The 12,176-nt window shown below is 44.4% G+C and carries 14 protein-coding genes; 1 reads left to right on the top strand and 13 read right to left on the bottom strand.

Translation table 11 applies throughout. The features are described from left to right. Window positions 1-2: 2 nt before the first annotated feature. A complete protein-coding gene (locus ACTNDQ_RS04575; RefSeq protein ID WP_278796591.1) occupies window positions 3-1,445 on the bottom strand; it encodes an HlyD family efflux transporter periplasmic adaptor subunit in 1,443 nt (480 codons plus the stop codon). Between the two features lie 214 nt (window positions 1,446-1,659). Between ACTNDQ_RS04575 and lexA the strand changes: the two genes are divergently transcribed. After that, window positions 1,660-2,280, top strand: coding sequence for a transcriptional repressor LexA (gene lexA, locus ACTNDQ_RS04570; RefSeq protein ID WP_441063909.1), 621 nt, complete (start codon window positions 1,660-1,662; stop codon window positions 2,278-2,280). Window positions 2,281-2,455: 175 nt separating this feature from the next. Here the strand turns inward: lexA and rsfS are convergent, their stop codons facing one another. The 12 genes from rsfS to ACTNDQ_RS04510 all read right to left on the bottom strand — a co-directional run bounded on the left by rsfS (window position 2,456) and on the right by ACTNDQ_RS04510 (window position 12,170). After that, entirely contained in the window at window positions 2,456-2,821 is a 366-nt protein-coding gene (gene rsfS / locus ACTNDQ_RS04565; RefSeq protein ID WP_015525163.1) for a ribosome silencing factor, read from the bottom strand. 6 nt (window positions 2,822-2,827) lie between these two features. Next, on the bottom strand, window positions 2,828-3,442 hold the full coding sequence (gene yqeK, locus ACTNDQ_RS04560) for a bis(5'-nucleosyl)-tetraphosphatase (symmetrical) YqeK (protein ID WP_015525164.1): 615 nt from the start codon (window positions 3,440-3,442) through the stop codon (window positions 2,828-2,830). Further along, window positions 3,429-4,070: a nicotinate-nucleotide adenylyltransferase gene (gene nadD / locus ACTNDQ_RS04555; RefSeq protein WP_144094356.1), complete on the bottom strand. Its 642-nt coding sequence runs from the start codon at window positions 4,068-4,070 to the stop codon at window positions 3,429-3,431. The genes yqeK and nadD overlap by 14 nt, the downstream gene beginning before the upstream one ends. A 16-nt stretch (window positions 4,071-4,086) precedes the next feature. Continuing rightward, complete coding sequence (yhbY, locus tag ACTNDQ_RS04550) at window positions 4,087-4,377, bottom strand: ribosome assembly RNA-binding protein YhbY (RefSeq protein ID WP_021978046.1); 291 nt, start codon at window positions 4,375-4,377, stop codon at window positions 4,087-4,089. 11 nt (window positions 4,378-4,388) lie between these two features. Continuing rightward, window positions 4,389-5,681: a GTPase ObgE gene (gene obgE / locus ACTNDQ_RS04545; protein ID WP_114001606.1), complete on the bottom strand. Its 1,293-nt coding sequence runs from the start codon at window positions 5,679-5,681 to the stop codon at window positions 4,389-4,391. A 64-nt stretch (window positions 5,682-5,745) separates the two neighbouring features. Beyond that, the gene (gene rpmA, locus ACTNDQ_RS04540) at window positions 5,746-6,033 is read right to left on the bottom strand and encodes a 50S ribosomal protein L27 (RefSeq protein WP_015525168.1); all 288 of its coding nucleotides are present in this window, start codon (window positions 6,031-6,033) and stop codon (window positions 5,746-5,748) included. Between the two features lie 5 nt (window positions 6,034-6,038). Beyond that, a complete protein-coding gene (locus ACTNDQ_RS04535; protein ID WP_278796588.1) occupies window positions 6,039-6,359 on the bottom strand; it encodes a ribosomal-processing cysteine protease Prp in 321 nt (106 codons plus the stop codon). A gap of 12 nt (window positions 6,360-6,371) precedes the next feature. Further along, window positions 6,372-6,677 carry a 50S ribosomal protein L21 gene (gene rplU, locus ACTNDQ_RS04530; RefSeq protein WP_015525170.1) on the bottom strand — a complete coding sequence of 102 codons (306 nt, stop codon included), beginning with the start codon at window positions 6,675-6,677 and terminating at the stop codon, window positions 6,372-6,374. Window positions 6,678-6,818: 141 nt separating this feature from the next. Beyond that, the gene (locus ACTNDQ_RS04525) at window positions 6,819-8,042 is read right to left on the bottom strand and encodes a ribonuclease E/G (RefSeq protein WP_441063904.1); all 1,224 of its coding nucleotides are present in this window, start codon (window positions 8,040-8,042) and stop codon (window positions 6,819-6,821) included. Then, complete coding sequence (locus ACTNDQ_RS04520) at window positions 8,026-8,742, bottom strand: TIGR03936 family radical SAM-associated protein (protein WP_334292506.1); 717 nt, start codon at window positions 8,740-8,742, stop codon at window positions 8,026-8,028. Before ACTNDQ_RS04520 ends, ACTNDQ_RS04525 begins: the two co-directional genes overlap by 17 nt. Further along, on the bottom strand, window positions 8,717-10,588 hold the full coding sequence (locus ACTNDQ_RS04515; RefSeq protein WP_441063902.1) for a TIGR03960 family B12-binding radical SAM protein: 1,872 nt from the start codon (window positions 10,586-10,588) through the stop codon (window positions 8,717-8,719). The genes ACTNDQ_RS04520 and ACTNDQ_RS04515 overlap by 26 nt, the downstream gene beginning before the upstream one ends. A 127-nt stretch (window positions 10,589-10,715) precedes the next feature. Continuing rightward, window positions 10,716-12,170, bottom strand: a complete 1,455-nt coding sequence (locus ACTNDQ_RS04510) for an ATP-binding protein (RefSeq protein WP_441063900.1) — start codon at window positions 12,168-12,170, stop codon at window positions 10,716-10,718. Between the last annotated feature and the right edge of the window lie 6 nt (window positions 12,171-12,176).

The following is a 12,176-nucleotide window of genomic DNA, read 5'->3' as shown; positions in this document are numbered from 1 at the left end:
AATTAGTAAAGTATATCCTGTTCACTTACTTTATCTGCATTTTTCACAATACGGTCATATCGGACAAGCCCATTATAGGTTTCCTTTGATACAACCGCATATTCCTCATTTTCATCCAGGATCTCGATCCGGCGAAATACCGCATATCCCTGATTGACACAGAAAACTCCCTCCAGAACTTCTGTATCTCCGATGATAAACTTCTCTCCACTATCCGGCTCAACAAGAGCATCGCCTTCTTTAAATTTATTCTTGTCTACGTAATAAATATAGCTTGTTTCCTGTGTTTCTTTGTCTGTGATCTCATCACGGCCATAGATACCGGCACTGACAAAGGTTGTCGTACTGTCGCCTTTTTTATTTCTGCCGGAAAGCATAAATCCGGATTGCTGTGTTTCATCATCCGTCGTAAGATATTTGGAAGGTATTGCATAAAACTCCTTCGTTACGATAGAAGATAACGGGATCTTTAAACCTGTCACATTGTTCGTGACAAGTTCTATTTCCAGAAACCGGTCTGACGCATATCGAATCAGTCCCTTATTAAAATCAATCTTACCGTATTTAGCCCCATCGATCTCCATGATCGAAAAGTCTCCTGTCTGCGTCAGATCATCTTTCAGGAACTTGACACGGATCGATGTACGCTCCTTCAGATTAGCAGCCTGCTTCTCACTTAAAGGAATCAAAAGACTCCAGCGTTCATCTGTAATGATCGTATAAATATCATCTCCGGCCTTTATCTGTCCATCTGTTTTCAGATCCGTTTCCTGATAGGAATTCTGATCAAAATCAGCAGCTGTGACATTATCAACGGTTTTGGTTTCGTAGCCATCTGTAGAATACAGGATGATCCCGTCTGTCTGCGCGCGGCGGATATTCGGATCACTGGAAACTATTGTTGTAACTGTGGCTTCCTCTCCATCTTCAGACGTCGTGCTTGCAGAAGAAGCTCCCGAACTGTCTGAAGCATACTGAAGGATGCTTCCATTGAGCTGATATTTAAAACTATAGGCACTGTTGAATTTGCTGGGATCAAATCCTTTGGAAAAGCTTTGCATATTACTGCGTATATCCGCCAGATCCTCTCTGCTCAGAGAGGTTACATTGTCTGCAGATCTTGAACTGTTCAGGCTGTAGACAGCACCGTTGGCATTGATCTTGGTACCTTCCCTTGCGTAATATGTAACGTAACCGCCCGCATCTGCCTGCACTACGTTCTCTGTCATGATCGCCAGCCCTGTGTATGTCTCATTCATGGATAACGGACCGGAGGGAACCTGATAAGATTCCATATGAGAAGCTGTAAGATAAAGAATCACACTAAAGATCATATAGATAAAAATTGCTCCGAACATTACAGTTCCAATGTTCAGACCAAAAATTTTACGAAGCTTTGCTAAGAATCCCGGAGTTTTTCCGGAATGTACTTTATTATCCGGCAAATGAATGCCTCCTTTACATCGTTCATCTCTTAAAGTTCGTTTTATTGTAACATTTTATTTAAATGAATACAAGCTTTAAAACGTGCGAACATATTTTCCGAATATCCGTTTGCCATTTTTTCAAAAGTATGTTATACTATTCAAAATATAATTTCGTGATGCTGTCATATTATGGTCGACAGCAGATAAAATCAACCCAGGGAGGTAAGTACACATGACATATGGCAGAATCAGTAAAAAGCAGCAGGAAATACTGGATTATATGAAAAATGAGATCCTTAACAGAGGTTTTCCGCCCTCCGTCCGTGAAATCTGTGAAGCAGTAAACCTGAAATCCACATCTTCCGTTCACTCCCATCTGGAAGCTCTGGAAAAAAACGGATATATCCGCAGAGATGCCACCAAACCCCGTGCGATCGAGATCATTGATGATAATTTCAATCTGGTCCGCCGCGAGGTTATTAATGTTCCTCTTGTAGGCACTGTTGCTGCCGGACAGCCGATCCTGGCAGTTGAAAATATCGATGCTTACTTTCCGATCCCGGCTGAATATATGCCCAATGAACAAAGTTTCATGCTGACTGTCAAAGGCGACAGTATGATCAATGCAGGTATTTTTGATGGAGATCAGGTTCTTGTAAAGCAGCAGGCAACAGCAGAAAACGGCGACATGGTAGTTGCTCTGATCGATGATTCTGCAACAGTTAAGACTTTCTACAAAGAAAATGGTTATTATCGACTTCAGCCGGAGAACGACAATATGGAACCGATCATCATCACCGGTAATCTGCAGATCCTCGGCAAAGTATTTGGTGTATTTCGTTTTTTTTCATGAAAATATAAACAACAGATCCCAATATAATGTGATCTAAAAAGAGAGATATCTTTAAGGTAGCTGTACAGCCCCACAAAGATATCTCTCTTTTCTTTTTCAGCAGAAAACTTCTGCTTTTTGATTTCTTCTTATTTAGTTCACATAATATTTTTACAGTAAACCAATATAACAAATTTTACTCATTCTCACCAAGAAATTCTTCCGCATCAAGAATCTTGCCGTCTCTCCAAATCCTCTCAAGATCGTAGAAAAGTCTGTTCTCCTCATCAAAGATATGGATGATCATGTCACCGTAATCCATGAGGACCCAGCTGGAGTTTCTGGTTCCCTCGATCTGTTTTGCTTCATATCCGGCACGGCCAAGCATTTCATCTGCATTGTCAACCATTGCCTGTACCTGATTCTGGTTGGAAGCACTTGCGATCACAAAATAATCTGCGATCACGGAAACCTCATGGATATCAATGATCTTGATATCCTTTGCTTTTTTATCATCCAGTGCCTTGCAGGCGATCCGGACCATCTCTTTTTCGATACTCATAGAATTTTAATCCTCCTGTCTGTTGGCTGCATCCTGCATTTTTCTGTCATGGAGTTCTTTATAATAAACATAAGCATCCCTGGTCGTACTGTCAATTTCCTTGGGATTTTCCTCCAGATATTCCAGTGTATCCTTTAAAATCTCATACATACACTCATCCAGATCTTCAAAAGCAATCTTTCGCACCTTCGCAAGATTCGGAGCTTTGTCACGCATTGGTTCAATATAGTCTGAAATATATACGATCTTCTCAAGAAGGCTCATTCCCGGTCTTCCTGTTGTATGATAAGTGATCGCTGTCAGGATCTCTTCGTCTTTAATATCATATTTACTGCTGGCCACATAAGCCCCCAGTTTGGCATGAAGAAGAAACGGATGATCCTTTTCAAAATCTGATACCGGAATATCATGCTGGCTGCACAGCTTCAGTTTCTTTTTATTAGGAATACACTTTGCACTGTCATGAAGAAGTCCTGCAGCCTGTGCATCCTCCAGATCATAATCATAAACCATGGCAAGCGCAGCACAAGTGTACATAACCCCCATTGTATGCTCAAATCTGGCCTCATCCAGATATTTGGAAAGTTTCTTTTTTATCTTGATAAAATCATATTTTCCCATCTGAATCATTTCCTTTATAGATATCGTTTTTCTCAATATAGGAAATCACAGGCTGGGGAACATAATAGCGGAGACTCTGCCCGCTTTCATGCCAGGAACGGAGCAGCTCACTGGAAACATCAATATTCATGGTATCCAGTCGAATAAAATTCCCGTTATACTTCTGTGACAGAAGTTGCATCTGCTGATCAAGTTCCTTCAATGGAGTATGATCTCTGGTTGCCACTACCAGTACTGCTTCCTGACAAATGCGTTCCGGTTCCATCCAGGTATCAAAATTAAAAAGCGAATCTGCACCGATGATAAAATAATACTCTGTGTCCGGATTCGCTTTATTCAGCTGTTCCAGAGTCCGGTAAGTATACGTATAGCCTTCCTCATGCATCTCGATCAGAGACAGCTCAAAGTGAGGATTATCCTCTATGGCAAGACGCACCATTTCCGCACGCTGTTCATCAGTCGCTCTGCCCTTACGGTTCCGTTTATGAGGTGGATTTCCGCAGGGCATGAACAAAACTTTATCAAGCTCAAGCTGTTCATAGGCTTTTTCTCCCAGGATCAAATGCCCCATATGAATGGGATCAAAAGTACCACCCATGATTCCTATTTTTTTTGTTGCTTTGCTCATTTATAACCTCCCGAAATTACGGAAGAATGATTTTTTTCTTGTCCTTTTTACCTTCTCTGTAGAGAACGATCTTTTTACCGATCACCTGTACTACCTGAGATCTTGTTCTCTCTGCAAGAACCTGTGCCATTTCACGTGGATCCTCCAGACAGTTCTGAAGAACGCTGATCTTGATCAGCTCTCTTGCTGCAAGAGCTTCCTCAACAGCAGCGGTATTTTCAGGAGTAAGACCACCCTTGCCAAGCTGAAGGATCGGATCCATTGTCATGGCAAGGCCTTTTAAATATGCTCTCTGCTTACTTGTCATTGTCATACCTCTTATTTATAATAATCAAAATCAAAGCCATACATACGAACCGTATCGCCTTCCTGGATACCGGCTTTTTCCAGTTCCTCCAGGATACCGCCCTCTTTCAGGAATTTCTGGAAGAAGGCAAATCCCTTCTCAGAATCCAGATTTGTATAGCCAAGCATTTTTTCAATCTTAGGACCTTCCACAAGGAATACTTCCGGATCTTCCTCGCTGCGCTCCACAGTAAACGGAAGATTTTCATTTACAAGAACATCTTCCGGGAAGAATTCCTGTTCAAACACTACCGGTTTCATCGGGCTCTTATCCAGAAGCTCTTTCACATGGAAAAGGAGTTCTCTGACACCCTGCCCGGTAACGGCTGAGATTGGATAAACCGAAATACCCTGTGGCTCAAATTCTGCTTTCAGTTGATCAATAGGGCTTTCTTCGCCATCATCAAAAATACAGTCAATCTTGTTGGCTGCGATCACCTGCGGTCTTGCTGCAATTTCCGGATTGTAGGCCTCCAGTTCTTTATTGATCTTGTGAATATCCTCCACTGGATCACGACCTTCTACGGAAGCGGCATCTACAATGTGGATGATAACTCGTGTACGCTCAATATGACGGAGGAATTCATGTCCAAGTCCCACACCTTCCGATGCACCTTCGATCAGTCCCGGGATATCAGCGATAACAAAGCCGCCGTTATCAGTATCTACAACTCCAAGATTAGGGCTCAACGTTGTAAAATGATAGTTGGCGATCTTCGGCTGTGCATTTGTCACACGGGAAAGAAAAGTAGATTTACCAACATTCGGAAATCCTACCAGACCAACATCTGCGATCACTTTAAGCTCAAGGAGAACCTCAAGTTCCTGAGCCGGCTGTCCAGGCTGGGCATATTTCGGTACCTGCATGGTAGCTGTTGCATAGTGCTGATTGCCTTTTCCACCACGACCGCCTTTTAATACGATCTGTCTGCGATTCTCACCGGACATATCCGCGATGACCTTGCCGGATTCCGCATCCATGATCACCGTACCTTCCGGAACCTTCAGGACCACATCCTTACCGTCTGCACCATGGCAGCGTTTTTTACCGCCTTCCTGGCCATCCTCAGCTTTATATTTTCTTCTGTGTCTGTAGTCTCCGAGAGTATTCTGGCCCTCGTCGATCTCAAAAATCACATCACCACCACGGCCACCATCGCCGCCATCCGGCCCGCCATTGGGTACATACAGCTCACGTCGGAAGCTTACATGTCCGTCGCCGCCTTTACCGGAGCGGATAATGATCCTTGCTCTATCTGCAAACATATTACACCTCTATTCCAAAAAAAGGCTCCAAACCGGATCGATTTGAAGCCTTTTACCTATTTCATTACTCTGCGTCTACAGGAACGATAGAAACCTGTTTCTTATCGCGACCTTTTCTTGTGAATCTTACGACTCCGTCTGTAAGTGCAAATAAAGTATAATCTTTACCGCAGCCTACGTTTTCACCTGGGTGAATCTTGGTTCCGCGCTGTCTGTAAAGAATGTTTCCGGCTTTTACAAACTGTCCGTCTGCTCTTTTCGCACCTAATCTCTTAGACTCGGAATCACGACCGTTCTTTGTAGAACCAACTCCCTTTTTATGTGCGAATAACTGAAGGTTCATCTTCATCATTGTTGTTACACCTCCTTGACTTTTACTGTCAAATATCGATTGTTATAACTACCAGCAATTTCCGTCAGACCGAGAAGTAAGGAATCCATAAGGAGCATCCCCCGTTCAGAAAGATCATTTCTGAAATGAATGGAAACAAATCCATCCTTTTCCTGCACATCAAATTTATCATCTGTGAATTTTTCAAGAGAATTCACCGTGGTAATGATCAGTGCAGATACCGCAGCACAGACAATATCCTGTCCGGCTTCTGCATAACCGGCATGTCCCTTCGAAATAAATTCTTCGTAAGATCCTTTTTTCTTTCTGACTTTAATTGTAATCATGATGACACCAGATTAACCGTTAATCTTTTCGATCTTAACCTTGGTGTACTGCTGTCTGTGTCCGTTTTTCTTGTGATATCCAGTTTTGCGTTTGTATTTGTAAACGATGACCTTGCGATTCTTACCGTTTTCAACTACAGAAGCGGTAACACTGGCATCTTTTACATCCTCGCCAACCTTTAATCCGTCATTGCTGACTGCGATCACGTTGTCAAATGTTACGGTTTCACCAGCTTCTACACCGAGCTTTTCAACTTTAATTACGTCACCCTCGGCAACCTTGTACTGTTTACCACCTGTTGCAATAATTGCGTACATCTGTGGCACCTCCTAATTATTTACTCGCCAAATTCGGTGGCTCCTGTTCTGAAACTGAAGCTCTTTAACCTCTTTGTGCGGCATACTCGATTATCATAACAGTGACATACTGTTATGTCAATAGTTTTTTTGATATTTTTATTATTTTTTTGTAAGCTCCCGAATGTCCTCGATCACCGGACGTCTTACTTTCTTTCTGGTCATTTCCAGGATATGCAATGGTGTGATATCAATGGCCCTGCTCTTTACCGGATCTTTTCTGAGGAGCTTCTGTAAAACATGAAAGAGTTCCTCTCTGTGATCCGGATTTTCCATGTTGATAAAATCGATCAGGATAATACCTGAAAGATTACGCAGCCGCAACTGCCGGCCGATCTCCGCAGCCGCTTCCAGATTGATCTTGCGGAAGGTTTCTTCCATTTTCTTCTTTCCGGTATATTTTCCACTGTTTACATCAATGGATACAAAGGCCTCCGTCTGCTGGATCACCAGAAATCCGCCGCTGTTCAGCCATACTTTTTCTTTCTGGATCGCATCCAGTGCGGTTTCCACGCGATACAGCTTATAAAGCGGAAGAAGTTTGTCCTGATAAAAACGAAGCTTTTCTTTAAGCTCCGGGCTGATCTCTTCCAGATATCCCAGGATCATTTCTCTGATTTCCGGCACATCGGTAATGATCTCATCCAGGTCACGGCCATAAGCATCCCTTACAGCAGCCACATAAAATGGTTCTGTCTCCAGTACAAGACTGAAACAGGTACGGTTCCGTCCCTGAACTACGGCTTTATGGTAGCGGCCCTTCAGCCACTCCAGTTCCTTCAGGATCTCTTCTTTGGAAGCGTCTGCGGCATTGGTCCGGACAATGATACCGAATTCCTTATCCGGACGCTCTGCTTCCTCTTTCAGCCATCCGCTGAGGCGATGGCGATCTTCCAGTGCCAGCTTGGAAGACAGACCAAACTTTTTATCGCCTGTAGTGAGAACAAGATATCTTCCCGTAAAATTCAGATTGGATGTCAGTGCCGGAAGTTTTCCTTTCATGGCATCTCTGCTCACCTGTACCAGGAGCTCATCTCCAGGCCGCAATGGTCCGTTTCCTTTTCTTCCTGCGGAAAAAACAGCTCTCTGTGCCTCTGCAAGAGAATAGTAGCATCTCTTTCCAGGCTCGATCTGCACAAAAGCCGCCTGGATATTGGATGCGATATTTTCGACCTGTCCGGTGTATATATTTCCAAGAATGGATTTTTCCTGATCGGATTCCAGTCGGATCTCAACGATCCGTTCCTCCTCCGAAAGAGCCGCTACTGTACAGGGCACACCATGGATCTCCATTCTTGTTATGATCAGTTTACTCAATTTCCTCACCTAATGATTCCAGAGTCACAAAACGTGGGCTTGCATTTTCTCCTTTATCGGCATACATTTCCAGACGTTTCACTGTGAAGGCAAATTCCGGAAGTTCTTCTCCAATCCAGTGGAAAAATGTGTTTGTTACCATCTCCGGCTTCGTATAATTAGAGCTTGCAGATGCCAGCATATAAAAGAACCCATTCTCTCTTACTTCCATTTTATAGATATTCGGACGAAGATCGATCTCCTTTTCGCTGCGCTTGGTCTGCTTGGTCACTTTGATCTCCGGCTGTGCCAGAAATTCTTTCACACGGTTTTTCCAGTCAATAGAAGGCTCTTTGCCCGGACGGAACTCCACAAGATAATCTGCTGCTGCCACCAGTGCCATCGCTTTACCCGCTTTTCCATCCTCTACCTTGCGGACGCTAACGATATGCATCCCCTCTGCCATCTGTTCCTCCAGACGGGCTGCGATCTCTGCAGTAGGCATATCTTCTGCCATCTCCAGGTCAAAATAATCTCCGAGACTCTCCATCCCCACTCCAAGTGGAACCGCAAAAGACATGATCATATGCGGGCTGTATCCACCGGAAAACGCTACCGGAAGCTCTGCACGACGAAGTGCTTTCTGGAAATAACGCATGGTATCCAGATGTCCCACAAACTTCATAGGACCCTCTTTGCTGAATTTAATTCTTACCTTCAAGGCAGACACCTCCTTTAAATTTCATAGCTCCACATGCGGAACATTTCTGACGGCAGTTTTCCGTCACAACACCCTCTTTTGCACGCTGCCATTCACGCTCCAGGAATCTACGGCTGACACCGGTATCAATGAAATCCCACGGCAGGATCTCATCCATGCTTCTTTCACGAAGTGTGTAGAATGTCATATCCACTCCGCACTCAGCCATAGCTTCCTTCCAGATATCATAATCAAAATTTTCTGTCCAGGCATCGTAAAGGGCACCTTTTTCATAAGCCTTCAGGATCACATCCGCGCATCGTCTGTCCCCGCGTGCGAGAAATCCTTCCAGAGCTGTTACATCCGGTTCATGCCAGTTATAACGGATACTTCTCTGATTCAGCTGGGCGCGGACTTCATTTTTAACCACCTTGGCTTTTTCCACAAAATCCTGCTCTGTATACATTGGTGCCCACTGAAATGGGGTAAACGGCTTCGGCACAAAGAAAGATGTGCTGACGTTGATCTGTACCTTACCTTTACGCTGTTCTTTCGGAACTACCTCATAATAGGTCTCTGCGATCTTCTGTGCCAGATGAGCAATTCCCTTCATATCGTCTTCTGTTTCTGTGGGAAGACCGAGCATAAAGTAAAGCTTCACCTGATTCCAGCCACCCTTGAATGCTTCGCCCGCACCATGGAGGATCACTTCCTCTGTCAGACCTTTGTTGATAACGTCACGAAGTCGCTGAGAACCGGCCTCCGGAGCAAAAGTCAGGCTGCTTTTCTTTACATCCTGCACTTTACTCATAACATCCAGTGCAAACGCATCGATCCTGAGAGATGGTAAGGAAATATTAACAGCCTTTCCATGAAACTCTTCGATCAGGAAGTTCACCAGTTCTTTCAGCTGGGAATAGTCACTGGAGCTTAAGGAACTAAGAGAAATCTCTTCGTGTCCTGTATTTTTCAGCATGATACGCGCCGATTCCTTCAAAGTCTCCACATCACGTTCACGGGTCGGACGATAGATCATACCTGCCTGGCAGAAACGACAGCCTCGAATGCATCCTCTCTGGATCTCAAGAGTTACACGATCCTGTGTTGCCTTAATGTGAGGAACGACCGGTGCCTCCACAGCACGATATTCCTTTTCCATATCAATGATCAGCTGTTTCTGGACCTTCTCAGGAACACCATCCGCCGTCGGTGCAAAGGATGCGATCGTACCATCTTCTTTATAGGTAACTTCATAGAGAGACGGAACATAAATTCCAGGAATCTTAGCTGCTGCCAGAAGGAAATCTCTCCTGCTGCCGCCAGCCTTTTTATTGGCCTTGTATGCATCAAAAAGTGCATCATAAACCGTTTCCCCTTCTCCGATATAAAACATATCAAAAAAAGGTGCCAGCGGCTCCGGATTATACGCACAGGCACCGCCACCGATCACAATAGGGAAATCCTCACCACGGTCTGCGCTTTTCAGCGGGATACCACTGAGATCCAGTACCTGAAGGATATTGGTGTAGCACATCTCGTACCCGATCGTAATTCCGAGAAAATCAAAATCCCGGATGGGCTCCTGGGATTCCAGTGCAAACAACGGAATCTTCTTCTCCCTCATCACCTTATCCAGATCCGGCCATGGAGAAAAGAGGCGCTCACACCATACGTCCTCACGCTGGTTGAACATGTTATAGAGAATCATCATGCCCAGATTTGACATGCCGATCTCGTAGACATCCGGGAAGCACATTGCAAAACGGATATCTACCGCATTTTTATCTTTCATTACGGAGTTGACTTCACCGCCGATATAGCGGGCAGCTTTGTCAACCTTCATTAAAATTTCATCGCTTAAAGCTAGAGTTCTCATAATATTCCTTTCAGAAGTTATTGTTTAACATAATGCCAAGCAGGGAAAATCCCCCACAACGTTCCCATTATATACGGAATGGTGGGGGATTTCAAGGGAGAGTCGGTTAGTTTACAGTCACGAAGATTTAACGTATATGCTTTTTCTTCATCTGCAGGATCTCAAGCAGCACTTCATATACTGCCATATTCTCCTTCACCACCAGGGCAAGGCTCTCTTTTGCCTGGTTCAGAAGGTGAAAAAGACTTCGTATATTAGAATATTCTCCCGAAGAACACCTGGATCTGAGATATCCACTTTCATCGTAATAATATTGTTCATCCAGCAATACGACGATCTTCTCCTCAGGTCTCACCGCCTGGACACCAGGCTGCCCGGAAGCCTCTTCTGTCCGCTCCTTAAATCCCTGTCTCACAAGATCATGCAGAAGCTTTTCCGCCTCACTGTCATTGTTGGCATACATCACCACAATATGCGGATACCATCTGGAGCTTCTTTTTTCCGGCAGATGTACCATGTTCTGGATAAAAGAAGAAAGCTCCGCATTGGTACGGATCCGGTTTGTCAGATGGAATTTCTGAATTTCCGGCAGCTTTCCCAGTCTCTCCACAATACTTCGATCCAACTCCTCCGGTGATATCACATCTTCGGAATCACTGGAAAAGATCACAGGCCGGCGCTCACTCCAGGTAAGCAGAACAGACAATTTTTCCGGGGAAAGAAGATGTGATTCATCTACCAGAATACTGCTGTAGCAGCCAAGATCTGTTGACTCTCCCAGCTGATCATCTGCCAGAAAATCTATCCTCCTCAGACGCTCATGAAGAAGCCTCCATTCTTTTCCTCCTTCGCCGCAGTGAACGATACAGACTTTCTGACGCACAGACAGCCTCATTGCAATATCGTAGAGCAGCAGGGTTTTTCCTGTTCCGGGAAGACCACTGAACCAGAAATATCCATTTCTCTCTCCCCGGATTCTCTTCAGGATCTGCCGTTCGATATCCCTCTGCTGTGAAGTAAGGAAATACTCCTTTTTGAGAAAACGTTCCGGTTCTGTCAGCGGAGAGATCAGGTACAGTTCTGCCTGAAACAGATCTTCAATATCACCACCATAATCCTGACCTTCTTTCTCCAGCGCAGTACAAAGCTTTTCCCAGTCTCCATCCACGATGTGATCATGATTGGTCAGTCTTACCAGACGGTCTTCGCTGCTGATATAGGTATAGGACAGGATCGGTTTCCCAAAAACAGACAGATAATACCGGTTCTGGATCAGCTGTCTTCGAATAGCCTCATCCGATACACTGCCACTTTTCAGTTCAATATTCACGATCTGATCATCCTTGATCTGAAGGAGATCAAACTCCTTTCCAAGCTTCGGGATCTGGAACGAATAAAAAAGCCGGAGCTTATATACCTTTTCCATATGCAGTTCCAGCTGCTTCACCAGTGCTTTCATACTTTCCAGTTCCCACTCTTTGATCCTGAGAAAAAAATCTCTGCCGGAAAGCTGGCGTTCCAGCTTCTGGACACATTCCATATTCTGATTTCTTGTAAGTGCATAGATCGATATTGCCTTCATATTTTA

This window comes from Blautia massiliensis (ex Liu et al. 2021), assembly GCF_052064225.1.
Taxonomy (GTDB): Bacteria; Bacillota; Clostridia; order Lachnospirales; family Lachnospiraceae; genus Blautia_A; species Blautia_A fusiformis.
The sequence above is the reverse complement of the archived record's forward strand: the minus strand, read 5'-3'. Positions and strand labels throughout refer to the sequence as shown.

Coding starts and splice junctions, on each gene's coding strand:
- lexA (WP_441063909.1), top strand. CDS start 1,660: ATGACATATGGCAGAATCAGTAAAAAGCAGCAGGAAATACTGGATTAT.
- rsfS (WP_015525163.1), bottom strand. CDS start 2,821: ATGAGTATCGAAAAAGAGATGGTCCGGATCGCCTGCAAGGCACTGGAT.
- yqeK (WP_015525164.1), bottom strand. CDS start 3,442: ATGGGAAAATATGATTTTATCAAGATAAAAAAGAAACTTTCCAAATAT.
- nadD (WP_144094356.1), bottom strand. CDS start 4,070: ATGAGCAAAGCAACAAAAAAAATAGGAATCATGGGTGGTACTTTTGAT.
- yhbY (WP_021978046.1), bottom strand. CDS start 4,377: ATGACAAGTAAGCAGAGAGCATATTTAAAAGGCCTTGCCATGACAATG.
- obgE (WP_114001606.1), bottom strand. CDS start 5,681: ATGTTTGCAGATAGAGCAAGGATCATTATCCGCTCCGGTAAAGGCGGC.
- rpmA (WP_015525168.1), bottom strand. CDS start 6,033: ATGATGAAGATGAACCTTCAGTTATTCGCACATAAAAAGGGAGTTGGT.
- ACTNDQ_RS04535 (WP_278796588.1), bottom strand. CDS start 6,359: ATGATTACAATTAAAGTCAGAAAGAAAAAAGGATCTTACGAAGAATTT.
- rplU (WP_015525170.1), bottom strand. CDS start 6,677: ATGTACGCAATTATTGCAACAGGTGGTAAACAGTACAAGGTTGCCGAG.
- ACTNDQ_RS04515 (WP_441063902.1), bottom strand. CDS start 10,588: ATGAGAACTCTAGCTTTAAGCGATGAAATTTTAATGAAGGTTGACAAA.
- ACTNDQ_RS04510 (WP_441063900.1), bottom strand. CDS start 12,170: ATGAAGGCAATATCGATCTATGCACTTACAAGAAATCAGAATATGGAA.